Here is a 24870-nt window from a genome sequence, read left to right as displayed (position 1 = left end):
CGCTCAGGCGGCGCTGCCCACCAGCACCGGCTCGTCCACGGGCGCCGCGGGCCGCCGCGACAGCAGGGCCTCGGCGACGATCAGCACCGCCAGCCCGGCCGTGGTGACCAGGGCGCCGGCCCACAGCGGCGAGGCGTAGCCCAGCCCGGCGGTGATCGTCACCCCGCCGATCCACGCCCCGAACCCGTTGCCGACGTTGAACGCGGCGATGTTGGCCGCCGAGGCCATCGTCGGGGCGTCGCCGGCGTGCTGGAGCACCCGCATCTGCAGGGCGGGCACGGTGGCGAAACCCAGGCCGCCCATCAGCACCAGGGCCACCACGGTGAGCGGCTGCGAGCCCGCGCCCACCGAGAAGACCGCCATCACGACGACCAGCAGGCTCATCGCCACCAGCAGGGTGCGGGGGACCGAGCGGTCGGCTGCGCGCCCGCCCAGCGTGTTGCCGGCGACCAGACCGACCCCGAAGAGGATCAGCAGCCACGGCACCGCGCCGCTCGAGAAGCCGCTGACCCCGGTGAGGGTGTAGGCGATGTAGGTGAAGGCGCCGAACATGCCGCCGTAGCCGAGCACCGTGACCACCAGCGACAGCCACACCTGGCTGCTGCGGAAGGCCCCCAGCTCCTGGCGCAGGGGCAGCGGCTGGTGGGCGTCGGCGCGTCGCGCCGGCACCAGCGCGGCGATGGCGACCATGGCCACGACGCCGATGACGGTGATCGCCCAGAAGGCCGAGCGCCAGCCGAGCTGCTGGCCCAGCAGGGTGCCCAGCGGCACGCCGAGCACGTTGGCCGCGGTCAGGCCGGCGAACATGGTGGCGATCGCGGCGGCCTTGCGCTCGGGGGCGACCAGACCGGCCGCGACGACCGAGCCGATGCCGAAGAACGCGCCGTGGCACAGCGCCGCCACGACGCGTCCGGCCATCATCACGTCGTACGACGGGGCGACGGCGCAGATGAGGTTGCCGGCCACGAAGAGCACCATCAGGCCGAGCAGCACCCGCTTGCGCGGCAGCCGGGAGACGGCCGCGGTGACGAGGATGGCGCCGACGGCGACGCTGAGGGCGTAGCCGGAGATCAGCCAGCCGGCGGTGGCCTCGTCGACGGCCAGGTCGGTGGCGACCTCGGGCAGCAGTCCGGCGATGACGAACTCGGTGAGCCCGATGCCAAAGCCGCCGGCGGCGAGGGCGAGGAGTGCGAGTGGCACGAGCCGCTCCTTCAGGTTGGTGCGCTCAAACAATTAAGCGCGTGTGCAACTAAAGTAGTTGCACACGCGCGCTGTTGCCAAATGCTGCTAAAGTCGGGGGCATGGGCATCCAGGACGACGCGGTCGAGGTGCGCGCCAGCGGGTGGCGGCGGCTGGCCGCGCTGCACGCGTTGATCGAGTCGGCGCTGGAGCGCGAGCTCGTCGCCGACACCGGCCTGTCGGTCGTGGAGTACACCGTGCTCGACGCGCTCTCGCGCCAGGACGGCTGGCACATGCGGATGGCGCAGCTGGCCCGCGCCGCGGCGCTCTCGCCCAGCGCCGCCACGCGACTGGTCAACCGGCTCGAGGACCGGGGTCTGCTCACCCGGATCCTGTGCCAGGAGGACCGGCGCGGCATCTACACCGAGCTCACCGCCGACGGGCGTCGGGCCCTCGCCGCGGCCCGCCCGGTGCACGACGCGGCGCTCGTCGACGCGCTGGCCGAGGCGGCCGCGACCCCCGAGCTGTCCGGGCTGCTGGAGCACCTGCCCGACCTGGCGCCGCTGCGCTCCTGACGCCCCGGGGCCCGGCTCAGACCAGCAGGCCGGCGCCCCCGGCGGCCGCGACCACCGCGCCGATCAGCCGCACCCGGTCGGCGACCAGCAACCGGCGCAGCAGGTCCGGGCGTGGCCCCAGGCGCCCCAGCCGGGCGTGGGTGGGGGCGGCGACCGCGGCGGTCGCCAGCACCGACACCGCGACCCCGGCCAGGGCCACCCAGCCGGCCGTCGAGGGGCCGGCCAGCGCCACGCCCGCCCCGGCGACCACGAGTGCCGGGTAGAGCAGCCCCACCAGGGGCGTGATGCGACGGCTGTGCCGGTCGTGCACGTCGGCCCAGCGCTCGACGCCGGTGCGTGCGAGCGCGGGGTAGACCAGCGCGGTGACGGTGGCCTGGAAGCCCAGGTGGGCGGCGGCGACGAGCGCCAGCGCCAGCTCCGCGGCGCCGGCCACGCTCAGCGCCGCCCGTGCGCGGGTGCCCCGACCAGGCGTCGTACGGCGCCCGCGGCACGGTGGCCGCTGACCAGCGCGCCCTGCAGCGAGGCCGTGTCGCGGTGGTCGCCGCAGACCACGAGCGAGGGGCCGAGCACCTGCTGCCGGCGGTGCGCGAGCGGCGCGGGCTGGGCGGGCAGCGCGTCGTGCACCTCGTGGCGCGCCACCGTCTCCCACCCCGAGGCGCCGGCGCCGAGCAGCTCGGCGGCGTGGCGGCGCAGCGTCGCCTCGTCGGGCACCTCCCGCCCGTCGCCGATGAGCGCCGAGGCCTGCACCAGGTGCTGCCCCCGCGGCGCGTACGACGGCGCGGCGGCCGAGACGACGGCGGTGTTGACCAGCGGGCCGGTCGGGCGGCTGCGGGCGTCGACATGCAGCAGGCCGGGGCCCGGGTCCACCCGGTCGCCGGGCAGCGCCCACCAGTGCGTGACGACGCCGCGGGTGGCCGGGGGCGGCAGCACCGAGTCGCCCAGCAGCGAGGCCGCGGCCACGCCCGAGGTGGCCACGACGACCACCCGCGCCTCGACCGGGCCGTCCTCGGTCTCGACCGTGGCCCCGGCGTCGTCGGAACGCAGCGCGACCGCCGCCCGGCCGAGGTGGAGGCGCTCGCCGAGCCCGCGGGCCAGCTGGTCGGGCAGCGCCTGCATGCCGGCGCGCGGCAGCGAGGGCGTGCCGTCGAGGAAGGCGCGCGTCAGCAGCAGCGCGAAGTGGTCGGAGGTCTCGCCGCTGTCGTCGAGCACCACCCCGGCCAGGAAGGCGTCGAGCACGCGGCGCAGGTCCCCGCGCACCCCGTGGGCGTCGAGCGCCGAGCGCAGCGACCCGTCGGGCCGGGTGCGGGCGGCCCGGCCGACCAGCCCGCGGTGGTCGCGGGTCAGCAGCGGTCGGCCCCAGCGGGCCGCTGCGGGCGCGCCGCGCAGCAGGGGCAGGGCGCCGCGCACCGTCGCGGGCAGCAGCCGGGGCTCGCGGCGCGGGTCGGCGACGCGGGAGGTGCCGCCGTCGAGCCGGGCGGCCACCCCGGCGGGCAGCGGCTGCAGCCCCAGGGCGGAGGTGTCCACCCAGCGGCGCACGGCGGGGTAGGCGGGGTTGAGCAGCTGGAAGCCCCGGTCGACGGTGAAGCCGTCGACGTGCTCGGAGCGCACGCGGCCACCCACCGCGTCGGCCGGGTCGAGCACGACGACGTCGAGCCCGGCGCCGACCAGCTCGCGGGCGCACTGGAGCCCGGCGAGGCCGGCGCCGAGCACGGCGACGTCGACCCGGGCGGGCAGGCGCTGCGTGCCGCTCACCCGTGCGAGCGGGGGGCGCGGTCGACGTAGGCGACGACCCGGTTGAAGAGCGTGGTCACCGAGCGCAGGTCGGCCATCCCGGGGCCCGGCTCGTCGGCGAGGTGGTAGAGCGTCGAGGGCGCCTGGGCGGCGCCGGCGTCGGCGGCGACCCGGGCGCAGATGCGTGCGGCGTCGCGCACCGCGCGCGGCTCGACGGTCCACGACGACTCGAAGACCTTGTCGCGGTTGGCGACGTCGTCCTGGCCCGGCAGCTCCCAGGCCGTCAGCGCGATGGGCAGGTCGACGCTGTCGACGACCACCGCCCACTCGCGGCGCATCGGCGCGTCGACGGCCAGCGGCACCCGCACCGGGCGCCGGATGCTGGTCGTGTCGTCGGCCCGCGCCGCGTCGGCGTCGAAGTCGGCGTAGACGAACGTCGAGGCGGCCACCCGGGCCAGCTCGTCCCAGCGCTGCTCGGCGCGCTCGAAGTTGCGCCGGCGCTGGAAGAGCCCGAAGAGGTGGGCGCGGTCGGCGCGCGCAGCGAACTCGTCCTCGATGGCCCACGACAGCGCCAGCAGCGTCGACTTGCTCAACCGGTGGGTGTCGAGGTGGGGGTGGCGGCGGCGCAGCTCGGCCCACACCGAGGGGGTGCGGAACTCGGCGTCGGCCTGCAGCGCCCGCACCGCCCGCTCGATCGCCACGTCGAGGCGGGTGCCCGCGTCGCGGCTCTCGAGCACGCGACGCACGGCGTCGACGTCGGTCTCGAGGTAGCGCCGGTGCCCGCTGTCGAGGCGCTGGGGCACCGGGAAGCCGTGGCGCTGCTCCCACATGCGCAGCGTGGCGGGGGAGACGCCGGTCTGCTCGGCGAGGTCGCCGATCGACAGGCGGGCGTCACGGGCGTCGCGGGCGTCGTGCTCGGTGGGCTGGGTCATGCCCACACCCTAATACTCAACAGGCTGTTTAGGAAACTGTTGAGAAAAACCTCCGTCGGGCCCACAGCGACACGTAGACCAGCCCGACCAGCACGGGCACCTCGATCAGGGGCCCCACGACTCCGGCCAGGGCCTGCCCGGAGGTGACGCCGAAGACGCCGATCGCCACCGCGATCGCCAGCTCGAAGTTGTTGCCGGCCGCGGTGAAGGCGAGCGTCGTGGTGCGCTCGTAGGTCATCCCCAGCGCCATGGCGAAGACGAAGGAGCCCGCCCACATCAGCGCGAAGTAGGCCAGCAGCGGCAGCGCGATGCGGGCCACGTCGAGCGGCTGGCTGGTGATGGTCTCGCCCTGGAGGGCGAAGAGCACCACGATCGTGAAGAGTAGGCCGTAGAGCGCCCAGGGACCGATCGCCGGCAGCAGCCGCGCCTCGTACCACTCGCGGCCCTTGGCGCGCTCGCCGAGGGTGCGGGTCAGGAAGCCGGCCAGCAGCGGGATGCCCAGGAAGATCAGCACCGAGACCGCGATCGACCAGATCGACACGTCGAGGCCACCCCCGGCGCCGTCGTCGCCCAGGCCGAGCCAGCCGGGCAGCAGGTCGAGGTAGAACCAGCCGAGGCCGGCGAACGCCACGATCTGGAAGACCGAGTTGATCGCCACCAGGATCGCCGCGGCCTCGCGGTCGCCGCAGGCCAGGTCGTTCCAGATCAGCACCATGGCGATGCAGCGGGCCAGGCCGACGATGATCAGGCCGGTGCGGTACTCCGGCAGGTCGGGCAGCATCAGCCAGGCCAGCGCGAACATCAGGGCTGGGCCGACCAGCCAGTTCAGCACGATCGAGGCGACCAGCAGCCGCCGGTCGGCGGTGACGTGGCCCAGCTCGTCGTAGCGGACCTTGGCCAGCACCGGGTACATCATCACCAGCAGGCCGATCGCGATCGGCAGCGAGACCGAGGCGACCTCGATCCGGGCCAGCGCCTCGTCGAGCCCGGGGACGCCGCGGCCGAGCAGCAGGCCCGCGGCCATCGCCAGGAGGATCCAGACGGGCAGGAAGCGGTCGAGGGTCGAGAGCCGCGCGCCGACCGCGGCGTCGGCGGCGTCCTGCTGCACCGCGCTCATGCGGGGGTCCCGGTCAGCGAGTCGGGTACGGCGCCGAAGAGGGTCAGGAAGGCCTGCATGGCCTCGGGACGCACCCGGTAGTAGACCCACACCCCGCGCTTCTCGCGGTGCAGGAGGCCGGCGTCGTGCAGCACCTTGAGGTGGTGGCTGATCGTGGGCTGGGAGAGGTCGAAAGCCGGCTGCAGGTCGCAGACGCAGGCCTCGCCGCCCTCGTGGGCCAGGACCAGGGAGAGCAGACGCAGGCGGACGGGGTCGGCCACCGCCTTGAGCACCGCCGCGACCGAGGTCGCCTGCTCCAGGCTCAGCGGCTCGCGGGCCAGCGGGGTGCAGCAGGCGAGCGGGTCGTCAGGGGCGCAGGCAGACATCGACATGCGTGAATACTGACACGTGTCGATGTCAGGGGGGTAAATGTCGTGCGTCAGGCCTGGTGCACGTAGGAGTCGAGCTGGTCGCGCTCGAAGGTCAGCTGGTCGATCTTGTGCTTGACCAGGTCGCCGATGCTCACGATGCCCACCAGGGCGCCGCCGTCGCGCACCGGCACGTGGCGGATGCGGCGCTCGGTCATCAGCTGCATCACCACGTCGAGGTCGGCGTCGGGCTCGGTGCACTCGACCGAGGCCGTCATGATCGCGCCCACGGTGTTGTTGACGACCGTGCCGTCCTGGGCCAGGCGGCGCACGACGTCACGCTCGCTGACGATGCCCTCGATCGCCTCGCCGTCGCTGCTCACGACGACCGCGCCGATGTTGTGCTCGGCCAGGAGCGCCAGCAGCTCGCGCACGCCGGCCTCGGGGGAGATGGTCACGACGCCCTCGACGCCGCGCTTGCCGCTCAACAGGTCCGCGATCCTCATGTGCACACCTCCGTGACCGGGGTCGCCGACGTCGACGACCGCTACCTCGACGGTACAAGTGTGAGCGCGCTCACGCACGGGACCCGCCCAGGTCGTGGACGACCGGCTCAGGGCAGGTGCTGGTCGCCGCCGCGACGCCCGCGCAGCGGCGAGACCGAGCCCGGCCCGGTGCGCGGCCAGTCGGGGTCCTCGTCGCCGCCGTCGTCGTCGGGCAACGAGCCCAGGAACGTCATCGCGGCCTCGTGGAGGTGGCCGTTGGAGGCCAGCGCGTTGCCGCCGAAGGGTCCGTCGGTGCCGTCGAGGCTGGTGAAGCGCCCGCCCGCCTCGCGCACGATGACGTCGAGCGCGGCCATGTCGTAGACCTCCAGCTCGGGCTCGGCCGCGAGGTCGACGGCCCCCTCGGCCACCAGCATGTAGGACCAGAAGTCGCCGTAGGCGCGGGTGCGCCAGACCCGGCGCATCAGCCCGACCATGTCGTCGAGGCGGCCGCGCTCGTCCCAGCCCGAGAGCGAGGAGTAGGACAGCGAGGCGTCCTCGAGGCGGCGTACGTCGGAGACCTGCATGCGGGTGGCCTTGAGCAGGGAGCGGCCGGTCCAGGCGCCGTGGCCGGCCGAGGCCCACCAGCGCCGCTGCAGCTGCGGGGCGGAGACGACGCCGAGCACCACCTCGTCCTCGACCACGAGCGAGATCAGGGTGGCCCACACCGGGACGCCGCGCACGAAGTTCTTGGTGCCGTCGATCGGGTCGACGATCCAGCGGCGCTGGCTGTTGCCGGTGGTGCCCTGCTCCTCGCCGGTCACCGCGTCGCGCGAGCGGACCCGCGACAGGGTGCGCCGGATCGCCTCCTCGACGGCCTGGTCGGCGTCGGTGACCGGCGTCAGGTCGGGCTTGCTCATCACGTGCAGGTCCAGCGCCTTGAAGCGCGCGGTGCTCAGGGAGTCGGCGTCGTCGGCCAGCAGGTGGGCCAGGCGCAGGTCGTCGGTGTAGTCGTGCGCGGGGCTCTGGTCGGGGGACACGCCCACAGGCTAGTGGTCGGAGGCGGAGCGGGCGGCCAGCAGCCGCCGGAAGGACGTCACCCGGTCGGGGTCGGCCTCGCCCGAGGTGATCGCCTCGTCGAGGCCGCACTCGGGCTCGTCCTCGCCGTGGGTGCACCCGCGCGGGCAGCCCTCGGTCATCTCGTCGAGGTCGGGGAAGGCCTCGATGAGGTGCTCGGGCTCGACGTGGGCCAGGCCGAAGGACCGGATGCCCGGGGTGTCGACGATCCAGCCGGCGTCGGCCTCGGAGCGCCCCGGCAGCGGCGGCAGCCGCAGCATGTAGGCCGAGGTCGAGGTGTGCCGGCCGCGGCCGGTGACCGCGTTGACGTGGCCGACCTCGCGGTGCGCGCTGGGCACCAGCGCGTTGACCAGCGTCGACTTGCCCACGCCGCTGTGCCCGACCATCACGCTGATCTGCCCGGCGAGGCGCTCGCGCAGCTCGTCGAGGTCACCGCCGCGCTGGGTCACCACCCACGGGACGCCCAGGGAGCGGTAGGTCGACAGCAGCACCTCGGGGTCGGCGAGGTCCGACTTGGTCATGCACAGCAGCGGCGCCATCCGGGCGTCGTACGCCGCCACGAGGGCCCGGTCGAGCAGCCGCGGACGGGGCTCGGGGTCGGCCAGCGCGGTCACCACGACGAGCTGGGTGGCGTTGGAGACGATGACCCGCTCGACCGGGTCGTCGTCGTCGGCGGTGCGGCGCAGCACGGTGCTGCGCTGGTGCACCTCGACGATGCGGGCGAGCGACCCGTCGTCGCCGGTGGTGTCGCCCACGACGCGCACCCGGTCGCCGACCACGACCGCCTTGCGACCCAGGGGCCGGGCCTTCATGGCGGTGACGGTGCGGTCCTCGACCAGCAGCGTGTAGCGGCCCCGGTCGACGGTCACGACGAGGCCGTCGAGGGCGTCGTCGTAGGTCGGGCGCTCCTTGGTGCGGGGCTTGGTGCGGCGGCGCGGGCGCTCGTAGTGCTCGTGGTCGTGGGTCGAGTAGCGACCGCGCACCGGGCTCACCGCCGCCTCAGCCCCGCTCGTCCGCGCCGGGGCCCAGGAGCCCGGCCCAGAAGCCGGCGAAGTCGGGGAAGGTCTTGCTGGTGGTGGCGACGTCCTCGACCAGGACGCCGTCGACGGCGGCGCCGACGATGACGCCGGCGTGCGCCATCCGGTGGTCGGCGTAGGTGTGGAAGACCCCGCCGTGCAGCGGCGCGGGGCGCAGGCTCAGGCCGTCGGGGTGCTCGACGACCTCGGCGCCGAGGGCACCGAGCTCGGTGGCGAGGGCCGCGAGCCGGTCGGTCTCGTGGTGGCGGATGTGCGCGATGCCGCGCAGGTGGCTGGGGCCCTCGGCCAGGGCGCACAGCGCGGTCACCGCCGGGGCCAGCTCGCCCACGTCGTGCAGGTCGTAGTCGAGGCCCTGGAGCCTCTCGGGGCCGGTGACCCGCAGCCCGCGGCCCGAGCTCGCGTCGGGGACGTCGACCATCTCCACCTCGCAGCCCATCAGGGCCAGGATCTCGCGCAGGGCGTCGCCGGCCTGGGTGGTGCTGGCGGGCCAGTCGCGCACCGTGACGCTGCCGCCGCTGAGGGCCGCGAGCGCCAGGAAGGGAGCGGCGTTGGAGAGGTCGGGCTCGATCAGGTGGTCGACGGCCCGCACCGGCCCGGGGGCCACCGACCAGCGGTTCGGCGTCGAGTCGTCGACCTCGACGCCGTGGGCGCGCAGCATCGCGGTCGTCATGTCGATGTGGGGTTGCGAGGGCACCGGCTTGCCGTCGTGGCGCACGTCGACGCCCTCGTCGTAGCGGGCGCCGGCCAGCAGCAGCGCCGAGACGAACTGCGAGGAAGCCGACGCGTCGAGCACGACGGTGCCTCCGCGCACCGACCCGCCGCCGCGCACCGTGAAGGGCAGCGCGCCGCGGGCCGCGTCGTCGATGTCGACGCCCAGACCGCGCAGCGCGGTCAGCACCTCCCCGACGGGGCGGTTGCGCATGTGGGGGTCGCCGTCGAAGGAGACGTCACCGGTGGCGAGCGCGGCCACCGGCGGCACGAACCGCATCACGGTGCCGGCCAGGCCGCAGTCGACGTGGGCGGGGCCGCGCAGCTCGCCCGGCGTCACCTGCCAGTCCTCGCCGGAGGTGTCGACGTGGGCGCCCATCGCGCTCAGCGAGCGCGCCATCAGCGTCGTGTCGCGCGAGCGCAGCGCGCGTCGTACGACGCTCGGGCCGTCGGCGACGGCCGCCAGCACCAGCGCGCGGTTGGTCAGCGACTTGCTGCCCGGCAGCGAGACCGTCGCGGTGAGCGGGGAGGTGGCCCGGGGCGCGGCCCAGTGCTCGGAGCGGTGGTCGGGCCGGGGGTCGGCAGCAGCGTCGGGCACCCGCGAAGACTACCGACCCCGGCTGCTCAGCCGACCGGGGACTTCGCGCGGACCAGGCGGGCCTCCTGCTTGGCCGATGAGGCCAGGTGGGCGGCCTCGCGACGCGCGTCCTTGCCAGCGCGGCGCGCGCGCCAGGCCACGCCGGGCCGACCGTCGGTGTCGCCGGAGGCGATCAGCAGCCCGCCGATCATCGAGAGGTTCTTGAAGAACGCCATCTGCTGGGTGCGCTTGACGTCGGGGTCGGACTCGGCCCAGAAGGCGTGCCCGGCGATCGTGGTCGGCACCAGCGAGGCGGTCAGCACGCCGGCCGAGAGCCGCGGCGCGCGGCCGGTGGCGAGGGCGAGGGCGGCGGCGACCTGCACGCCGGCGTTGATGCGCACCAGGGTGGCCGGGTCCTCTGGGATGACGCGGGCCTGCGGCACGGCCTTCTTGGCCGCCGGCACCACCTTGTCGGTGACCTTGGCGGCCTTGGGCGCCAGGTCGTCGGTGTGGCGCAGGGCGTTCTGGGCGCCGTAGATGACTCCGGCGGCGATCAGGGGACGGGCGATCATGCGGCTCAGGGACATGGCCCCCTGTCTACACGACCGTGCGCGCGGCGTGGTCGCCTCACGGGGTGAGAGGGCGGCGGACCGGGTCTAGGGTGGGCCGCATGTGCGGCAGGTACGCCTCGAGCCGGCGGCCCGAGGACCTCATCGAGGAGTTCGAGATCGACCAGCCGCGGATCGCCGCGCCCCTGGAGGCCGACTACAACGTCGCGCCCACCAAGGAGGTCTACGCCGTGCTCCAGCGCCCGCCGCGCTCGCAGGACGACGGTGGCGAGCCGGCCCCGCCCGAGCGCCAGCTGCGGGTGCTGCGCTGGGGGCTGGTGCCCTCCTGGGCCAAGGACCCCTCGATCGGCAACCGGATGATCAACGCCCGCAGCGAGACCGTCGCCGAGAAGCCGGCCTTCCGGCGCGCCTTCGCCTCGCGGCGGTGCCTGCTGCCCGCCGACGGGTACTACGAGTGGTACCCGACCTCGCAGACCACCGCGGCGGGGCGCCCGCGCAAGCAGCCCTTCTTCATCCGCCCGGCCGACGGCGGGGTGCTGGCGATGGCGGGGCTCTACGAGATCTGGCGCGACCCCACCCGCGGCGACGACGACCCCGAGCGGTTCCGCTGGACCTGCACCGTGATCACGACCGAGGCCGAGGACGGCCTGGGGCGCATCCACGACCGGATGCCGATGATGGTCGAGCGCGAGCGGTGGGCGCAGTGGCTCGACCCGGCCACCGCGCCGGGGGCCGCCGACCTCGCGGCACTGCTGAGCCCGGCCGCGCCGGGACGGCTCGAGGCCTACCCGGTGGCGCCGCTGGTCAGCAACGTGCGCAACAACGGCCCCGAGCTGGTGCGCCCGCTGCCGCTCGACGACCTGCCCGAGGGAGTCGCCGACGAGCTGGCCGACGACCTGGCCGGCAGGCCGGCATGAGCGCCCCGGAGGTGAGCGTCACCGTCGAGACGCCGCACGGGCCGGGACGCCTGGTCCTGACCCGCGCCCGCGAGGAGGGGTGCCGGCTGCTGCTGAGCCACGGGGCCGGGGTCGGCATCGACACCCGCGACCTCGAGGCCCTCGTCGCCGCCCTCCCCGGCAACGGCGTCAGCGTGGCGCGCTTCGAGCAGCCGTGGCGACTGGCCGGGCGCAAGGTCGCCTCACCGCCGCCCACGCTCGACGACGGGCTGCGGGCGGCCGCGGCCGCGCTCGCGTCGCTGGCCCCGGCCCCGGGCACCCCGCTCGTGGTCGGCGGCCGCTCCGCCGGGGCGCGCTCCGCGACCCGCTGCGCCCGCGACCTCGGCGCCGCCGGCTGCCTGGCGCTGGCCTTCCCGCTGCACCCGCCCGGCCGGCCCGAGCGCTCCCGGCTCGACGAGCTCCTCGGGTGCGGCGTACCCACGCTGGTGGTGCAGGGCGAGCGCGACACCATGGGACGCCCCGAGGAGTTCCCCGACGAGCTGCCCGACGGGGTGGTGCTCTCGGTCGTGCCCGGCGCCGACCACGGGTTCAAGACCCTCAAGACAGGGGACGTGACCCAGGACGAGGCGCTGGCGGTGCTCGTCGAGACCACCCTGGAGTGGCTGGTGCGCGACGTGGTCGGCAACCCGGCCGCCACCCGGCGCTGACCCGCGGGAACATCCGGCGGGGTCCGCTGGTTCCCCCTGACGTGATGGCCCTGCTCGAACCGACCGCACCGCGGCTAGGCTGGGACTCGATGAGCGACACCACCGAGTCCCCGGCCCCCGCGCCCGCGGACCTGACCCCTGACGACGCCGCGCCGGCGACGACCCCCGAGGTCGTCGACCGCGAGACGGAGACCGACGCCGAGCGCTCGGCGCGCTTCGAGCGCGACGCCCTGCCCTTCCTCGACCAGCTCTACTCGGCTGCGATGCGGATGACCCGCAACCCCGCCGACGCCGAGGACCTGGTGCAGGAGACGTTCGCGAAGGCGTACTCCTCCTTCCACCAGTTCAAGCCCGGCACCAACCTCAAGGCCTGGCTGTACCGCATCCTGACCAACACCTTCATCAACACCTATCGCAAGAAGCAGCGCCAGCCGCAGCAGTCGATGGGTGAGGACGTGGAGGACTGGCAGCTGCACCGTGCCGAGTCGCACACCTCCTCGGGGCTGAAGTCCGCCGAGACCGAGGCGCTCGAGCACCTGCCCGACTCGCAGGTCAAGGACGCCCTCCAGCGCCTGCCCGAGGAGTTCCGCCTGGCGGTCTACCTCGCCGACGTCGAGGGCTTCGCCTACAAGGAGATCGCCGAGATCATGGACACCCCCATCGGCACGGTGATGTCGCGGCTGCACCGCGGCCGCCGCCAGCTGCGCGACATGCTCTCCGACCACGTGCGCGCCAACTCCCTGCTGCCCGCCTCGACGGTGCCGGGGGAGGTGTCATGACCAGCCACGAGAACCCCGCCCACGAGGACCGGCCCCACGACCACGAGCACACCGACGAGGTGTCGGCCGAGGAGTGCGTCGACTTCCTCGAGCGGATCGTCTACTTCCTCGACAACGAGCTCGAGGCCTCCGACTGCGACGCCGTCCGCCTGCACCTCGACTCCTGCAACCCCTGCCTGGAGAAGTACGACCTGCAGCGCACCGTCAAGCAGATCGTCGCCCGCTCCTGCTCGGAGTCCGCGCCCGCCGAGCTGCGCGAGCGCGTGATGATGCGGATGCGCCAGGTACGGGTGGAGATCACCGAGCGCTGATGCGTGCGCACCCGGGCCGGCCCCGGACGTGCGAAGAGCCCTCGGACCAACGGTCCGAGGGCTCTTTCAGCGTGTAGCGCCGTCGTCAGGCGTTGGGACGCTTCCCGTGGTTGGCGCCCTTCTTGCGACGAGCGCGGCGCTTGCGGCCGGTCTTGCCCATGGTGTTCTCCTCCGAATCGCGGTCGACCCGTGGCTGGGCCAAGGGTCAGTCTCTCAAATGACCGTCGCGGGCACGAATCGGCCCCCGCCGAGCCGGCGCCGGCTCCCCGGCGTACGCCGGTCCGGGCCGGGTCAGCGCGAGATCCGGGCCGGGTCAGAGGCGGGAGAGGAAGCGCTCGGCGTCGACGACCACGCGGGTCACCTCGCCGGAGGCGACCACCTTGCCGCCCGAGGCGCCGGTGTGGCGGGCGGCCACCGAGAAGCGGTGCAGGCGGCCGTCGACGTGGGAGAGGGTCGCGGTGACCTCGAGGGTGGCGCCGACCGGGCTGGCGCCACGGTGCTCGAGCTCGATGCGGGTGCCGACGCTGGTCGAGCCCTCGGGCAGGGTGGGGTCGATGGCGGCGCAGGTGGCCGCCTCGGCCCACGCGAGCAGGCGGGGGGTGCCCAGGACGGGCAGCGAGCCGGAGCCCACCGCGAGCGCGGTGTCGGCCTCGGTGACCTCGTGGCTGGTGGTGGCGTGGACGGGGGTGCTCACAGGTGCCTCCGGAAGCAGATCAGGTGGACGTCGGGGACGGGCTGCCAGTCGCGCTCGGGCAGGCGCTCGAAGCCGAGGCGGCCGTAGAGCCGGTGCGCCGCGGCCATCTCCCGCAGCGAGGAGAGGACCACGGCGTCGGCGCCGCGCTCGCGCCAGCGCTGCAGGACGTGCTCGACCAGGGCGGCGCCCACGCCCTGGCCCTGGGTGCCGGGCGCGACCGACAGCATCCGGAACTCGCCCTCGCCGTCGACGGCGACCTCGCGCCACGGCGAGCCGGGCGGGCAGTCGGTGACGCTGCCCAGCACCTCGTCGGAGTCGTCGGGGGAGGCCACCCACAGCTCCGCCTCGCGGGCGCGCGCCGCCGCGTCGCGCAACCGCGCGACGTACGGGTCGTCGGGGCCGTCCAGGAACGGCGCGTACGCCGCCGCCGTGACGTCACCGACGACGACCAGGTCTGCGGGCCCCGCCCGCCGGATCCGCACCGCGCTCAGATGCCGAAGGTCGCGCGCGGGTAGGCCGCCTCGACGTCGGTGATGATGTTGACCAGGTAGGGCACGTTCGAGGCGAAGGCACGGTCGAGCGCCGGGCCGATCTGCCGCGGGTCGGTGATGGTCTCGCCGGCGCCGCCGAGGGCCTTGACGACCTCGTCGTAGGCCGTGCGCGGCGCCAGGTCGGCGGCCACGTCGTAGCCGTAGAGCATCTGCATCGGACCCTTCTCCAGGCCCCAGGCGGAGTTGTTGCCCATCACCATCACCACCGGCAGGTCGTGGCGCACCAGGGTGTCGACGTCCATCAGCGAGAAGCCGGCCGCGCCGTCGCCGAGCAGCAGCACCACCTGCGCCGAGGGACGGGCGATCCGCGCGGCGATCGCGGCACCCAGGCCGGCGCCCAGGCAGCCGTAGGGGCCGGGGTCGAGCCAGCCGCCGGGGCGCTGGGGCTCGACGAACTTGCCGGCGAAGGAGACGAAGTCGCCGCCGTCGCCGATCACGACGGCGTCGTCGGCCAGGCGCGGCACCAGCTCGCCGTAGATGCGGGCGGGGTGCACCGGGTCGGCCTCGGCGCCCAGCAGCGCCCGGTCACGCTCGGTGGCGGCCTTCACGGTCTCCTGCAGGCCCTCCACCCAGGCGGCGTACGACGTCTGCCCGCGGCGCTCGAGCGCGCCGAGCAGGCCGTCGAGCACGGCCGTGAGGTCGCCGCTGACCGAGGCGGCGAGCTCGGCGTGCCCGGAGAGCTGGCCGGGGGAGTCGGCCACGTGCACGACCTGCGCGGCCGGGGCGCCGTCCTTGCCCCCGAAGACGCCGTAGCCCAGGCGGAAGTCGAGCGGGGTGCCGACCACGACGACCAGGTCGGCGCCGCCGAGCGCCTGGCCGCGGGCCTTGGTGACCAGCAGCGGGTGGCCGCCGGGCACCAGGCCGCGGCCCATGCCGTTGGTGATCGCGGGGACGCCCGTGGCCTCGACGAAGCGCAGCGCGGCCTCCTCGGCCCGGTCGGCCCACACGTCGGTGCCGAGCACCACGACGGGGCGCCGGGCGGCGGCCAGCAGACCGGCGATGCGGTCGATGGCGTCGGTGTCGGGCGCGGCCCCGCGCTGCTCGCCGCCCGCGGGCACCACGCCGGTGGCGCTGTTGAAGAACTCGTCCATCGGCACGTCGACGAAGACCGGGCCGCGGTGCGAGGAGCGGGCGAGCGCGAAGGCCTCGTCCATGCCCCCCATCACCTCGGCGGCGGTGGGCAGGGTGCTGGCGAGCTTCGAGACCGGCGCCAGGATCGGCGGCTGGTCGAGCTCCTGCAGGCTGCCGGAGCCCCAGCGGTTCTGCGGGGCGCGGCCCCCGACGACGACCATGGGGGAGCCGTTGAACTGGGCCTGGGCGATCGCGCTGACGCCGTTGGTCACGCCCGGCCCGGCGGTCAGGACCGCGAGGCCCGGGACCCGGGTGAGCTTGCCGGTGGCCTCCGCGGCGAAGGCCGCGGTCTGCTCGTGGCGCACGTCGAGCAGGCGCACCGGCGGGTCGGCGGGTGACCGCGGCGTCGTACATCGGGAAGACGTGGGCGCGCCCGAGAGCGTGAACATCGTCTCGACCCCGTGGGCGCGGGCGGCGGCGGTGGCGAGCACGCCCGCATGGCCGGTGAGCTCCTCGCCCGGTCGCGCGGAGGTGGTGGCGGCCGGCCGGTCGGCGCCCTGGTCGGTGGTCTGCTCACTCATGTGACGCAGGTTACCGACGAGTCCTCAGGTGAGGAACGCGTGGTTGGTGCGTCGCAGCGCGTCGACCACCACGAGCACCAGGTCGGCGCGCACCGCGGGCGGTCGGGTGGTGAGCGCGAGCTGCACGTAGAGCGCGCGCAGGAACCCCTCGGCGTGGTTGCGCCGCGGGTAGGGGTCCTGGCCCACGGGGCCGGCCATCGCCTCGGTCGCGACGGTGGCGACCCGGTTGACCCAGGGCTCGAGCACCGAGAGCGGCAGCAGGTCGCGGCGCAGCAGCCGCAGCGTGGCGATCGCCAGGCGGTCCAGCTCGCCGTGGTCGAGCGGCGGCTGGCCGGGCAGCCGCTCGGCGAGCACCCGGTCGGCCAGCACGTCGAGGAGCACCGTCAGCTCGGGTGCCTCCAGGTGGGGGGAGCCGCCCAGGGCCCCGATGGCGTCGGCGCCGTGCGCGACGGCGTGCGCCCAGCCCTTGCCCTCGACGAAGCCGCGCAGGTCCTGCTCGCGCAGCAGCCAGGTGGCCAGCCGGTCGCCCCAGTCGAGGACGGTGGAGCGGCCGAGCAGGTCCTCGGCGTTGGCGCGCTCGAGGCAGACCCCGAGCACCAGGGCCGAGAAGCTGCGCCGGAAGACGTCGTCGGTGCCGGGCGTCTCGATCCCGACCCGCAGCCCCTCGCTCATCCCGTCGCCCAGGCCGACCAGGAGGTCGTCGTAGACCCCGCGCTCGATCCAGGCAGCGAGGGTCTGCAGTGCGATCTCGTCCCGACGGCCTGGGTCGGGGTCTCCGAGCATGCGCGTGAGCTCTGCCGTGAGGTCCCCGAGAGGACGGTCCTCGGGGACCGTCAGACCGTCGGCGAGCACCTGGTTCCAGTACGACGCCGACATGGCGCACATCTTGCCAAACACCACCCCCGGACGCACCCGCGGACCGGTCGCCGGGCCGACCCGCCGAGGCACGGGCCTAGGCTGTCGGCGTGTCGACGTTCAGCGAGCTCGTGCGCAGCCACACCGACCTCGACGACGACGACGTCGCGTGGCTCCAGCTGCTCCAGGCCGACTGGCAGATCATCGCCGACCTGTCCTTCGCCGACCTGGTGCTCTGGCTGCCCGACCGCAGCGGCTCGGGCTTCTGGGCCGCGGGCCAGATGCGCCCCACGACGGCGCCGACGGCGTACGTCGACGACGTGCTGGGCGACTTCGTGGCCACCGGCGAGCGCCCGCTGCTGGACCGGGCCCGCGCCGAGGGGCGGCTGGTGCGCGAGGGCGACCCGGAGTGGCGCGACGACATGCCGGTGCGCGTCGAGACGATCCCGGTGCGCCGCCGCGGCCGGGTGATCGCGGTGGTCGCGCGCAACACCAACCTGCTCGGCGTGCGGACCCCCAGCCGTCTCGAGCTGGCCTACCTGCAGTCGGCCGCCGACCTGACCCGGATGATCGCGCAGGGCCACTTCCCGCCGCCCGGCCAGCGCAGCGACCACGCCGACTCCCCGCGCGTCGGCGACGGCTTCGTGCGCGTCGACGCCGCCGGGCGGGTGGTCTACGCCAGCCCGAACGCCCAGTCCGTCTTCCGCCGGCTGGGGCTCTCCGGCGACCTGGCCGGCCACGTGCTGCCCGACCTGACCCGGTCGCTGGTGCCGCCGCGGCGCCGCGTCGACGAGGAGACCCTCAGCGCCGTGATGGGCGGTCGGGTGCACCGCGACACCGAGCTCGGCGGCGAGGGGGTGGCGCTGATCGCGCGCTCGATCCCGCTGCGCTCCGAGCACGAGCACCTCGGGGCGCTGGTGCTGGTGCGCGACGTCACCGACCTGCGCCGCCGCGACCGGGAGCTGATCACCAAGGACGCGACGATCCGCGAGATCCACCACCGGGTCAAGAACAACCTCCAGACCGTCGCTGCGCTGCTGCGGCTGCAGGCGCGCCGCATCGACTCACCGGAGGCGCGCGACGCCCTCGAGGAGGCGGTGCGACGCGTCGGCTCGATCGCGATCGTGCACGAGACGCTGAGCCAGGCCGTCGAGGAGGACGTCGACTTCGACGAGATCGCCGACCGGCTGGGCCGGATGGTGACCGAGGTCAGCGCCGCTCCCGGCCGGGTGCGGGTGCGGCGCGAGGGCACCTTCGGGCGGCTGCCCTCGGAGTCGGCGACAGCCCTGTCGATGGTGCTGACCGAGGTGCTGCAGAACGCCGTCGAGCACGGGTACGACGCGAGCGCCGACGACGCCCGCGAGGGCGTGGTGACGGTGCGCGTGCAGCGACCCGGCTCGAGCCTGCACCTGACCGTCGACGACGACGGCCACGGGCTGCCCGAGGGCTTCGACCTGGCGTCGTCGACGAGCCTGGGGCTCTCGATCGTGCGCACGCTGGTCGAGTCCGAGCTCGGCGGTCACCTCACGCTGGGGCAGGTGCCGCACGGTCCCGGCACCCGCGTCGACATCGACGTACCCCTGGACTAGTCGTGGTGGGCAGGCTCCCTCAGGCGGTGCGCACCCGGGCGCGGGCGTTGCGGCGCTTGAGCGCGCGGCGCTCGTCCTCGCTCAGACCACCCCACACGCCGTGGTCCTGGCCGGCCTCGAGGGCCCACTGCAGGCACAGCTCGCGCACGTCGCAGCGTCGGCAGACCTGCTTGGCCTCCTCGATCTGGAGGATGGCCGGGCCGGTGTTGCCGATGGGGAAGAACAGCTCAGGGTCCTCGTCGAGGCAGGCCGAACGGTGGCGCCAATCCATGGCTGGGGTGTCCCTCTTTCTGTACGACGTGCAGGCCAGGGGTGGCAGGGCCTGCGAGGCTGCGGCGACGGGCACGCAACGGTGCACGCGTCGACGAGCGCAGCGACAAGCGTCCCAACGATTGGACCGTTAAACAACCCCCTGGGCCGCATCATGGTGGGTCTCCTACGTCACAGCCGCCACAATTTGCCTACCGGTGCCTGCCGAGGTCCCGTGCACGCCCCTCTAGGCTCCTGCCCTGTGGACCCCGTGGACCCCCTGAGCAGCCCTGACCGCGACCGAGCGCCCGCGCCGCTGGTGGTCGCGGCCTCGATCGGGGCCGTGCAGGGGCTGGTGCTGCTGCTGCTCGCCGGCGCCGAGCTGGCGAACCTCTCGACCGAGCGGCTGGCCCTCGGCACGACCACGTCCGCCTTCTTCGCGCTCTTCGGTCTCCTGCTGCTGGCCTGCTCCTGGGCGCTCACGCGCACCGCCACCTGGGCCCGCGGCCCGCTGCTGCTGGCCCAGCTCATCGGGCTCGGCCTGGCCTGGAGCTTCCGCGGCACCTGGGCGGTCGTGGTGGTGCTGGTGCTCAGCAGCGGCATCGCCATCGCCGGGCTGGTCCACCCCGAGACCATGCGCGCCCTCGGCGACGAGCCCCACCCCTGACGGCCGACCGGTCACTTCTGAACCATCGAGCGGTCACTTTTGCACCTTGCGCGGTGCACAAGTGACCGGTGGAAGGTTCAGAACTGACTGCTCGGCCGTCAGTCGGGGGTCTCGAGCGAGGCCCGCAGCTGGTCGAGGGTGCGGCTGAGCAGGCGCGAGACGTGCATCTGGGAGACCCCGATCTCCTCGGCGATCTGCGACTGGGTCTGGTTCTTGAAGAACCGCAGCAGCAGGATGCGCTTCTCGCGCGGCTCGAGCCGGTCCAGCAGCGGCTTGAGCGACTCGCGGATCTCGACGTGCTCGAGGCCGGCGTCCTCGGCGCCGATGGCGTCGAGCATCGAGGCGGTGCCGTCGTCGGAGTCGTCGGTGGCGTCCAGCGACAGCGTCGAGTAGGCGTTGGAGGACTCGATGCCCTCGATGATCTCCTCGACGCTGCAGCCCACCTGGGCGGCGAGCTCGGAGGCGGTGGGGGAGCGGCCCAGCGACTGGGTCAGCTCGGCGGTCGCGGCGCTGATCTGCATCCGCAGCTCCTGCAGCCGCCGCGGCACCCGGATGGCCCAGCCCTTGTCGCGGAAGTAGCGCTTGATCTCGCCGATGATCGTGGGGGTGGCGTAGGTCGAGAACTCCACCCCGCGCTCGGGGTCGAAGCGGTCGACGGACTTGATGAGCCCGATGGTGCCGACCTGCACGAGGTCCTCGAAGGGCTCACCGCGGTTGCGGAAGCGGCGCGCGCAGTGCTCGACGAGCGGCAGGTGCAGGTGCACCAGCGAGTCGCGGGCGCCCTCGCGCACCGCGGCGTCGGCCTCCTCGTCGCGCATCTCGCGGAAGAGCTCGGCGCTGCGTCGACGGGTGGTCTCGATGCCCAGCCGGCGGCGGGTCGCGTCGTCGTTCTCGGGCGGGTCGGGGGGCGCCTCCCCCGGCAGCAGGGTCGGGACCCCGACCGGAGGGTCCGGGGGGAGCGAGGCGGGCACCGGCTACCTGCCCTCGCCGAGGGCGGTGGGGTGCATGACCATCGTGACCACGAACCGGCCCTCGCTGGTGCCGACGGTGGCCGAGTCGGCCAGCGTGGTCAGCACCTGCCAGGCGAAGCTGTCGTAGTCGGGGGCCGAGGGCTCGGTGGCGGTGACGGCCACCGAGACGGTCAGCTGGCCCGGGCGCAGGTGGAACTGCCCGGTCAGGTCGGAGACCTCGTCGGCCTCGGGCAGCACCATCGCGCAGGCCTCGCCCACGGCGATGCGCAGGTCCTCGATGTCGTCGATCGTGAAGTCGAGCCGAGCGGCCAGGCCGGCGGTGGTCGTGCGCAGCACCGAGACGTAGGCGCCGTCCGCGGGCAGGCGGATCTCGACGTCGGGTCGGTCCGCGACCGGGCCGGTGGTCGCTGAGGTGGCAGACATGGAGCCGTCCTTCACGGGTGTGGGTGCTCGCACCCTAGTGGGCAGGAGGGGCTGCTGACGGCACGAGGGCCGGCCCCGAGGTGCTACCCCGGGCCCGGCCCTCGCAAACGCATCGACCCGTCGCGGGCCGCGTGGGTGGTTCAGCCCTTCTTGGTCTCCCAGAAGATCTCGGCGATCTCGTCGATCTTGGCGAGCAGCTGGTCGGCCACGTCGGCGTCGAGGGCACCCTTGGCGCCGGAGGCCCCGGCGAGCTTGGTGGCCTCGTTGACCAGCACGTGCAGCTGGGGGTACTTCTCGAAGTGCGGGGGCTTGAAGTAGTCGGTCCAGAGCACCCACAGGTGGTGCTTGACCATCTCGGCGCGCTGCTCCTTGATGATGATGGCGCGGGTGCGGAAGTCAGGGTCGTCGTTGTCGGCGACCTTGGCGATGATGCCCTTGATCGACTCGGCCTCGATGCGGGCCTGCGCGGGGTCGTAGACACCGCAGGGCAGGTCGCAGTGGGCAGACACCTCGATGGTGGGCGCGAACAGCTTGGCGAACATGCAGGTCCTCTCGTACGTCGTCTGACTCTTGGCTGGGACACTACTCCGCGTGAGTCACACGTCCCCACCCGCTCGGGCGGGCCGGCCGCCCCGGCCCGCCCGCCGGGCGCTGCCCTGGGGCTGGGCGCTGGTGCGCGGGGACTCGATGCGCCCGGGGCTGCGCCCCGGCGACCGGCTGCTGGTCTCCTACCGGCGGCCGGTACGACCGGGGCGCGTGGTCGTCGCCGGCTCGCCGACGGCACCCTGGCGGTCAAGCGCGCCACCGAGCGCCGGCGCACGGCGTCGGGGGCCCCGGGGTGGTGGCTCTCAGCGACGACCCGGAGGTCGGCGTCGACTCGCGGCACCGGGGCCCGGTGCCGGAGGACGACGTGCGGGGCGTCGTCGTGGCCCGGGTGTGGCCGCGCCCGCGGTGCGGCCGGATGTGACCCGCCGCACGGTGGGACGCCCCTCGGAGGGGCGGGTCCGCTGTGCCAGACTGCGAGCACGCGCACCCCGCATGGGTCCCGGCGCTCCGAGGCACCACCCCGCCCGTCGAGCCGGATCCGTCCCCGACGGCCCTCAGCCTGGAAAGACCTCAACGAGATGTCCTCAGTCCCCGTGCCGCCCCAGCCGGCCACCGCCACCACCCACCCGTTCGAGGGCGACCCCGTCTTCGACCTCCACGTGGGCGGCAAGATGCAGGTCGCCGCGACCGCGCCGCTGAAGGACGCAGCCGACCTGTCGTTGGCCTACACCCCCGGTGTGGCGCTGGTGTGCGAGGCGATCGCCGCCGACCCGAGCATGACCCAGCACTACACCTGGGTGCCCAACACCGTGGCCGTGGTCAGCGACGGCACCGCGGTGCTCGGCCTGGGCGACATCGGCCCGGCGGCCGCGATGCCGGTGATGGAGGGCAAGGCGGTGCTCTTCAAGCAGTTCGGCGGCGTCGACGCCGTGCCGATCTGCCTCGACACCACCGACACCGAGCAGATCATCGAGACCGTCGCGCGGCTCGCCCCGAGCTTCGGCGGCGTCAACCTCGAGGACATCTCGGCGCCCCGGTGCTTCGAGATCGAGGACCGTCTCAAGGAGATGCTCGACATCCCGGTCTTCCACGACGACCAGCACGGCACCGCCGTGGTGGCCCTCGCGGCGCTCAAGAACGCCCTCAAGCTGACCGGCCGCGAGCCGGCGACGACCCGGGTGGTCATCTCCGGTGCCGGCGCCGCCGGTGTCGCGGTCGCCAAGATCCTGCTCGAGGCCGGCATCACCGACCTCGCGGTCACCGACCGCAAGGGCGTCCTGCACTCCTCGCGCGGCGACCTGACGCCGGTCAAGCGCGCGCTGGCCGAGATGACCGCCGACAAGACCGGGCGCACCGGCTCGCTGGGCGACGTCCTGGCCGGCGCCGACGTCTACCTGGGCGTCTCCGGCGGCACCGTGCCCGAGGAGGACGTGGCGCGGATGGCGCCCGACTCGATCATCTTCGGCCTGGCCAACCCCACGCCCGAGGTGCACCCGGACGTGGCCCACAAGTACGCCCGCGTGGTGGCCACCGGGCGCTCCGACTTCCCCAACCAGATCAACAACGTGCTGGCCTTCCCCGGCATCTTCCGCGGGGCGCTCGACGTCCACGCCACGGGGATCACCGAGGGCATGAAGCTCGCGGCGGCCAACGCGCTGGCCGAGCTGGTCGGCGACGACCTCAGCGAGACCTACATCATCCCCTCGCCGTTCGACGAGCGGGTGCCGGGCGCCGTCTCCAGCGCGGTCGCCGAGGCGGCGCGCCGCGACGGGGTCGCCCGCCGCTGACCCGGGGGTACGCACGTGGCTGGAGCACCGACGACGTCGGGGCGGCGCTCGACCGGGCCGTCCGGCGCCGGGCCGGCCTGGTGGTGGGCGTCCGCGAGCGGGACGGTTCGACCCGGGTCGTCGGCCGTGCCCGCGAGGGGGCTGTCCCCGACGGGCGCAGCCTCCACGAGATCGGCTCGATCACCAAGACGTTCACGGCCCTGCTGCCGGGGACGCGCGTGCCCGCCCGCGACGGCGTCGAGATCACCCTGGCCCACCTCGCGACCCACACCTCCGGCCTGCTCGAGGCGCTCGGCCGGGCACGGCTGCGGCGCACGCCCGGCACCGGCACCGTGCACTACTCCAACCTCGGCGTCGGGGTGCTCGGCCAGGCGCTCGCCCACGCCACCGGCACGTCGTACGGCGACCTCGTGCAGCAGCGCGTGTGCGCCCCCCTCGGCCTGGTGGCCACCGCCACCGACGACCGGCTCAGCGACGAGCAGCGCTCCCGGCTGGTGCCCGGCCACCGCCGCAGGTCGGCCCCCGCCGCCCCGTGGCCGCTGGCGGGGATGCCGGGCGCCGGCGCCCTGCGCTCGACGGTCGACGACCTGCTGGTCTACCTCGAGGCGCAGCTCGACCCCGCCTCGACGCCGCTGGGCGAGGCGGTCCGGCTCACCCAGCAGCCCCGGGTGACCCGCGGGCAGACGATCGGCCTGGGGTGGCTGCGCCACGACCGGCCCGACCACCTGTGGTGGCACAACGGTGGGACCGGCGGCTACCGCTCCTTCGTCGGCTTCGTCCCGGCGGAGCGGGTCGCGGTCGTCGTGCTGAGCAACCATGCCCGCAGTGTGGACCTGCTGGCCCTGCGCCGGCTCAGGCTCGCGGTCGAGCAGTAACGTGACCCACATGTTCGCCGTCTACGCCGAGTCCTTCTCCTCCGACGACCCGATCTCCGGCCTGGTGGTGGGGGAGCGTCCCGACCCGGTCGCCCCCAAGGGCTGGACCACCGTCACCGTCAAGGCCGCCTCGCTCAACCACCACGACGTGTGGTCGCTGCGGGGCGTGGGCCTCAAGGACGAGTCGCTGCCGATGATCCTGGGCTGCGACGCCGCCGGGCTCGACGAGGACGGCAACGAGGTCGTCGTGCACGCCGTGGTCAGCGACCCGTCGTGGAGCGGCGACGAGACCTTCGACCCGAAGCGCTCGCTGCTCTCCGAGCGGCACCAGGGCACCTTCGCCGACAAGGTGGTCGTGCCGCGCCGCAACGTGGTCCCCAAGCCCGCCTCGCTGTCGTTCGAGGAGGCCGCCTGCCTGCCCACCGCGTGGCTGACCGCCTACCGGATGCTCTTCACCCGTGGCCAGCTCACCGCGGGCGACACCGTGCTGGTGCAGGGCGCCGGCGGCGGCGTCGCCACCGCGGCGATCATCCTGGGCCGTGCCGCCGGCCTGCGGGTGCTGGCCACCAGCCGCGACGAGGCCAAGCGCGCCCGGGCGCTTGAGATCGGCGCCCACGAGGTCTTCGAGTCCGGCGCCCGGCTGCCGGTCAAGGTCGACGCCGTCATGGAGACCGTCGGTCGCGCCACCTGGTCGCACTCGGTGCGCTCGCTCAAGCCCGGCGGTCGCCTGGTCATCAGCGGCACCACCTCGGGTCCCCAGCTCGACGACGCCGAGCTGACCCGCATCTTCTTCCTCCAGCTCTCGGTGGTCGGCTCCACCATGGGCACGCGCGACGAGCTGGCCTCGTTGGTCTCGATGCTCGACGCCACCGGTGCGCGCCCCCTGGTCGACCGCACCCTGCCGATGGACCGGGCACCCGAGGGCTTCGCCGCCATGATCGACGGTGACGTCTTCGGCAAGATCGTGCTGACCCGCTGAGGAGGCGC

At 74.3% G+C, this 24870-nt stretch carries 31 protein-coding genes; 11 read left to right on the top strand and 20 right to left on the bottom strand.

The window, feature by feature from the left end; genetic code table 11:
* Positions 1-3: 3 nt before the first annotated feature.
* Complete coding sequence (locus H0S66_RS01150; RefSeq protein WP_179613743.1) at positions 4-1200, bottom strand: MFS transporter; 1197 nt, start codon at positions 1198-1200, stop codon at positions 4-6.
* Between the two features lie 101 nt (positions 1201-1301).
* On the opposite strand from H0S66_RS01150, the gene H0S66_RS01145 reads away from it, so the two are divergent.
* Positions 1302-1754 carry a MarR family winged helix-turn-helix transcriptional regulator gene (locus tag H0S66_RS01145; protein ID WP_179613742.1) on the top strand — a complete coding sequence of 151 codons (453 nt, stop codon included), beginning with the start codon at positions 1302-1304 and terminating at the stop codon, positions 1752-1754.
* A gap of 16 nt (positions 1755-1770) precedes the next feature.
* Here the strand turns inward: H0S66_RS01145 and H0S66_RS01140 are convergent, their stop codons facing one another.
* From H0S66_RS01140 to H0S66_RS01095, 10 genes are all read right to left on the bottom strand, one after another.
* Positions 1771-2187: a hypothetical protein gene (locus H0S66_RS01140; RefSeq protein WP_218876188.1), complete on the bottom strand. Its 417-nt coding sequence runs from the start codon at positions 2185-2187 to the stop codon at positions 1771-1773.
* 2 nt (positions 2188-2189) lie between these two features.
* Entirely contained in the window at positions 2190-3506 is a 1317-nt protein-coding gene (locus H0S66_RS01135) for a flavin monoamine oxidase family protein (protein ID WP_219633602.1), read from the bottom strand.
* Complete coding sequence (locus H0S66_RS01130; RefSeq protein ID WP_179617107.1) at positions 3503-4417, bottom strand: DICT sensory domain-containing protein; 915 nt, start codon at positions 4415-4417, stop codon at positions 3503-3505. Before H0S66_RS01130 ends, H0S66_RS01135 begins: the two co-directional genes overlap by 4 nt.
* Positions 4418-4445: 28 nt before the next feature.
* The gene (gene arsB / locus H0S66_RS01125; protein ID WP_179617106.1) at positions 4446-5534 is read right to left on the bottom strand and encodes an ACR3 family arsenite efflux transporter; all 1089 of its coding nucleotides are present in this window, start codon (positions 5532-5534) and stop codon (positions 4446-4448) included.
* A complete protein-coding gene (locus H0S66_RS01120) occupies positions 5531-5905 on the bottom strand; it encodes an ArsR/SmtB family transcription factor (RefSeq protein WP_218876401.1) in 375 nt (124 codons plus the stop codon). Before H0S66_RS01120 ends, arsB begins: the two co-directional genes overlap by 4 nt.
* A 47-nt stretch (positions 5906-5952) precedes the next feature.
* Complete coding sequence (locus tag H0S66_RS01115; RefSeq protein WP_179617105.1) at positions 5953-6387, bottom strand: CBS domain-containing protein; 435 nt, start codon at positions 6385-6387, stop codon at positions 5953-5955.
* Positions 6388-6494: 107 nt separating this feature from the next.
* Positions 6495-7403, bottom strand: a complete 909-nt coding sequence (locus tag H0S66_RS01110; RefSeq protein WP_179617104.1) for an inositol monophosphatase family protein — start codon at positions 7401-7403, stop codon at positions 6495-6497.
* Between the two features lie 9 nt (positions 7404-7412).
* Complete coding sequence (rsgA, locus tag H0S66_RS01105) at positions 7413-8432, bottom strand: ribosome small subunit-dependent GTPase A (protein ID WP_179617103.1); 1020 nt, start codon at positions 8430-8432, stop codon at positions 7413-7415.
* Positions 8433-8439: 7 nt separating this feature from the next.
* Entirely contained in the window at positions 8440-9783 is a 1344-nt protein-coding gene (gene aroA, locus H0S66_RS01100; protein WP_179617102.1) for a 3-phosphoshikimate 1-carboxyvinyltransferase, read from the bottom strand.
* A 26-nt stretch (positions 9784-9809) separates the two neighbouring features.
* Positions 9810-10349, bottom strand: coding sequence for a DoxX family membrane protein (locus tag H0S66_RS01095; RefSeq protein WP_179617101.1), 540 nt, complete (start codon positions 10347-10349; stop codon positions 9810-9812).
* 83 nt (positions 10350-10432) lie between these two features.
* Between H0S66_RS01095 and H0S66_RS01090 the strand changes: the two genes are divergently transcribed.
* From H0S66_RS01090 to rsrA, 4 genes are all read left to right on the top strand, one after another.
* On the top strand, positions 10433-11248 hold the full coding sequence (locus H0S66_RS01090; RefSeq protein ID WP_179617100.1) for an SOS response-associated peptidase: 816 nt from the start codon (positions 10433-10435) through the stop codon (positions 11246-11248).
* Positions 11245-11934 (top strand): alpha/beta hydrolase family protein, encoded by a 690-nt coding sequence (locus tag H0S66_RS01085; RefSeq protein WP_179617099.1) that lies wholly within the window; start codon positions 11245-11247, stop codon positions 11932-11934. The genes H0S66_RS01090 and H0S66_RS01085 overlap by 4 nt, the downstream gene beginning before the upstream one ends.
* Positions 11935-12023: 89 nt before the next feature.
* On the top strand, positions 12024-12713 hold the full coding sequence (locus H0S66_RS01080) for a sigma-70 family RNA polymerase sigma factor (protein WP_246305191.1): 690 nt from the start codon (positions 12024-12026) through the stop codon (positions 12711-12713).
* Positions 12710-13024, top strand: coding sequence for a mycothiol system anti-sigma-R factor (gene rsrA, locus H0S66_RS01075; RefSeq protein ID WP_179617098.1), 315 nt, complete (start codon positions 12710-12712; stop codon positions 13022-13024). The genes H0S66_RS01080 and rsrA overlap by 4 nt, the downstream gene beginning before the upstream one ends.
* Before the next feature lie 85 nt (positions 13025-13109).
* Here rsrA and H0S66_RS20905 read toward each other — a convergent pair whose 3' ends face one another.
* From H0S66_RS20905 to H0S66_RS01055, 5 genes are all read right to left on the bottom strand, one after another.
* Positions 13110-13184 carry a 50S ribosomal protein bL37 gene (locus H0S66_RS20905; RefSeq protein WP_369797015.1) on the bottom strand — a complete coding sequence of 25 codons (75 nt, stop codon included), beginning with the start codon at positions 13182-13184 and terminating at the stop codon, positions 13110-13112.
* A 153-nt stretch (positions 13185-13337) separates the two neighbouring features.
* Entirely contained in the window at positions 13338-13718 is a 381-nt protein-coding gene (locus tag H0S66_RS01070; RefSeq protein ID WP_179617097.1) for a thioesterase family protein, read from the bottom strand.
* Positions 13715-14200: a GNAT family N-acetyltransferase gene (locus H0S66_RS01065; protein ID WP_258017052.1), complete on the bottom strand. Its 486-nt coding sequence runs from the start codon at positions 14198-14200 to the stop codon at positions 13715-13717. Before H0S66_RS01065 ends, H0S66_RS01070 begins: the two co-directional genes overlap by 4 nt.
* A 5-nt stretch (positions 14201-14205) precedes the next feature.
* Positions 14206-15921 (bottom strand): acetolactate synthase, encoded by a 1716-nt coding sequence (locus H0S66_RS01060; RefSeq protein ID WP_258017051.1) that lies wholly within the window; start codon positions 15919-15921, stop codon positions 14206-14208.
* A gap of 24 nt (positions 15922-15945) precedes the next feature.
* Positions 15946-16797 carry a DUF2785 domain-containing protein gene (locus H0S66_RS01055; RefSeq protein ID WP_179617095.1) on the bottom strand — a complete coding sequence of 284 codons (852 nt, stop codon included), beginning with the start codon at positions 16795-16797 and terminating at the stop codon, positions 15946-15948.
* 89 nt (positions 16798-16886) lie between these two features.
* Between H0S66_RS01055 and H0S66_RS01050 the strand changes: the two genes are divergently transcribed.
* On the top strand, positions 16887-18365 hold the full coding sequence (locus H0S66_RS01050) for a sensor histidine kinase (RefSeq protein WP_179617094.1): 1479 nt from the start codon (positions 16887-16889) through the stop codon (positions 18363-18365).
* Between the two features lie 19 nt (positions 18366-18384).
* Here H0S66_RS01050 and H0S66_RS01045 read toward each other — a convergent pair whose 3' ends face one another.
* Positions 18385-18636: a WhiB family transcriptional regulator gene (locus H0S66_RS01045; protein ID WP_068113543.1), complete on the bottom strand. Its 252-nt coding sequence runs from the start codon at positions 18634-18636 to the stop codon at positions 18385-18387.
* Between the two features lie 240 nt (positions 18637-18876).
* Between H0S66_RS01045 and H0S66_RS01040 the strand changes: the two genes are divergently transcribed.
* On the top strand, positions 18877-19281 hold the full coding sequence (locus tag H0S66_RS01040; RefSeq protein WP_179617093.1) for a hypothetical protein: 405 nt from the start codon (positions 18877-18879) through the stop codon (positions 19279-19281).
* Positions 19282-19379: 98 nt separating this feature from the next.
* Here H0S66_RS01040 and H0S66_RS01035 read toward each other — a convergent pair whose 3' ends face one another.
* The 3 genes from H0S66_RS01035 to sodN form a co-directional block, all read right to left on the bottom strand.
* Positions 19380-20252 carry an RNA polymerase sigma factor SigF gene (locus tag H0S66_RS01035; protein ID WP_258017050.1) on the bottom strand — a complete coding sequence of 291 codons (873 nt, stop codon included), beginning with the start codon at positions 20250-20252 and terminating at the stop codon, positions 19380-19382.
* A 3-nt stretch (positions 20253-20255) separates the two neighbouring features.
* Positions 20256-20675 (bottom strand): ATP-binding protein, encoded by a 420-nt coding sequence (locus tag H0S66_RS01030; RefSeq protein ID WP_179617092.1) that lies wholly within the window; start codon positions 20673-20675, stop codon positions 20256-20258.
* A 140-nt stretch (positions 20676-20815) separates the two neighbouring features.
* The gene (sodN, locus tag H0S66_RS01025) at positions 20816-21217 is read right to left on the bottom strand and encodes a superoxide dismutase, Ni (RefSeq protein WP_179617091.1); all 402 of its coding nucleotides are present in this window, start codon (positions 21215-21217) and stop codon (positions 20816-20818) included.
* 296 nt (positions 21218-21513) lie between these two features.
* Between sodN and H0S66_RS20230 the strand changes: the two genes are divergently transcribed.
* The 4 genes from H0S66_RS20230 to H0S66_RS01005 all read left to right on the top strand — a co-directional run bounded on the left by H0S66_RS20230 (position 21514) and on the right by H0S66_RS01005 (position 24862).
* Positions 21514-21642 carry a S26 family signal peptidase gene (locus H0S66_RS20230; protein ID WP_258017048.1) on the top strand — a complete coding sequence of 43 codons (129 nt, stop codon included), beginning with the start codon at positions 21514-21516 and terminating at the stop codon, positions 21640-21642.
* Between the two features lie 157 nt (positions 21643-21799).
* On the top strand, positions 21800-23008 hold the full coding sequence (locus H0S66_RS01015; RefSeq protein ID WP_179617090.1) for an NAD(P)-dependent malic enzyme: 1209 nt from the start codon (positions 21800-21802) through the stop codon (positions 23006-23008).
* An 80-nt stretch (positions 23009-23088) separates the two neighbouring features.
* Positions 23089-23883 (top strand): serine hydrolase domain-containing protein, encoded by a 795-nt coding sequence (locus H0S66_RS01010; protein ID WP_180923739.1) that lies wholly within the window; start codon positions 23089-23091, stop codon positions 23881-23883.
* 10 nt (positions 23884-23893) lie between these two features.
* A complete protein-coding gene (locus H0S66_RS01005; RefSeq protein WP_179617088.1) occupies positions 23894-24862 on the top strand; it encodes a zinc-binding dehydrogenase in 969 nt (322 codons plus the stop codon).
* The last annotated feature ends 8 nt before the right edge of the window (positions 24863-24870 follow it).

It is taken from the genome of Nocardioides marinisabuli, assembly GCF_013466785.1.
Classification (GTDB): domain Bacteria; phylum Actinomycetota; class Actinomycetes; order Propionibacteriales; family Nocardioidaceae; genus Nocardioides; species Nocardioides marinisabuli.
The sequence above is the reverse complement of the archived record's forward strand: the minus strand, read 5'-3'. Positions and strand labels throughout refer to the sequence as shown.

What these genes read in the sequence shown, in the direction of transcription:
- sodN (WP_179617091.1), bottom strand. Translation starts at nt 21,217, where the DNA reads ATGTTCGCCAAGCTGTTCGCGCCCACCATCGAGGTGTCTGCCCACTGC.
- H0S66_RS01080 (WP_246305191.1), top strand. Translation starts at nt 12,024, where the DNA reads ATGAGCGACACCACCGAGTCCCCGGCCCCCGCGCCCGCGGACCTGACC.
- H0S66_RS01130 (WP_179617107.1), bottom strand. Translation starts at nt 4,417, where the DNA reads ATGACCCAGCCCACCGAGCACGACGCCCGCGACGCCCGTGACGCCCGC.
- arsB (WP_179617106.1), bottom strand. Translation starts at nt 5,534, where the DNA reads ATGAGCGCGGTGCAGCAGGACGCCGCCGACGCCGCGGTCGGCGCGCGG.
- rsrA (WP_179617098.1), top strand. Translation starts at nt 12,710, where the DNA reads ATGACCAGCCACGAGAACCCCGCCCACGAGGACCGGCCCCACGACCAC.
- H0S66_RS01015 (WP_179617090.1), top strand. Translation starts at nt 21,800, where the DNA reads ATGTCCTCAGTCCCCGTGCCGCCCCAGCCGGCCACCGCCACCACCCAC.
- H0S66_RS01055 (WP_179617095.1), bottom strand. Translation starts at nt 16,797, where the DNA reads ATGTCGGCGTCGTACTGGAACCAGGTGCTCGCCGACGGTCTGACGGTC.
- H0S66_RS01045 (WP_068113543.1), bottom strand. Translation starts at nt 18,636, where the DNA reads ATGGATTGGCGCCACCGTTCGGCCTGCCTCGACGAGGACCCTGAGCTG.
- H0S66_RS01030 (WP_179617092.1), bottom strand. Translation starts at nt 20,675, where the DNA reads ATGTCTGCCACCTCAGCGACCACCGGCCCGGTCGCGGACCGACCCGAC.
- H0S66_RS01060 (WP_258017051.1), bottom strand. Translation starts at nt 15,921, where the DNA reads ATGAGTGAGCAGACCACCGACCAGGGCGCCGACCGGCCGGCCGCCACC.
- H0S66_RS01115 (WP_179617105.1), bottom strand. Translation starts at nt 6,387, where the DNA reads ATGAGGATCGCGGACCTGTTGAGCGGCAAGCGCGGCGTCGAGGGCGTC.
- H0S66_RS01090 (WP_179617100.1), top strand. Translation starts at nt 10,433, where the DNA reads ATGTGCGGCAGGTACGCCTCGAGCCGGCGGCCCGAGGACCTCATCGAG.
- H0S66_RS01120 (WP_218876401.1), bottom strand. Translation starts at nt 5,905, where the DNA reads ATGTCGATGTCTGCCTGCGCCCCTGACGACCCGCTCGCCTGCTGCACC.
- H0S66_RS01145 (WP_179613742.1), top strand. Translation starts at nt 1,302, where the DNA reads ATGGGCATCCAGGACGACGCGGTCGAGGTGCGCGCCAGCGGGTGGCGG.
- H0S66_RS01095 (WP_179617101.1), bottom strand. Translation starts at nt 10,349, where the DNA reads ATGTCCCTGAGCCGCATGATCGCCCGTCCCCTGATCGCCGCCGGAGTC.
- H0S66_RS01005 (WP_179617088.1), top strand. Translation starts at nt 23,894, where the DNA reads ATGTTCGCCGTCTACGCCGAGTCCTTCTCCTCCGACGACCCGATCTCC.
- H0S66_RS01085 (WP_179617099.1), top strand. Translation starts at nt 11,245, where the DNA reads ATGAGCGCCCCGGAGGTGAGCGTCACCGTCGAGACGCCGCACGGGCCG.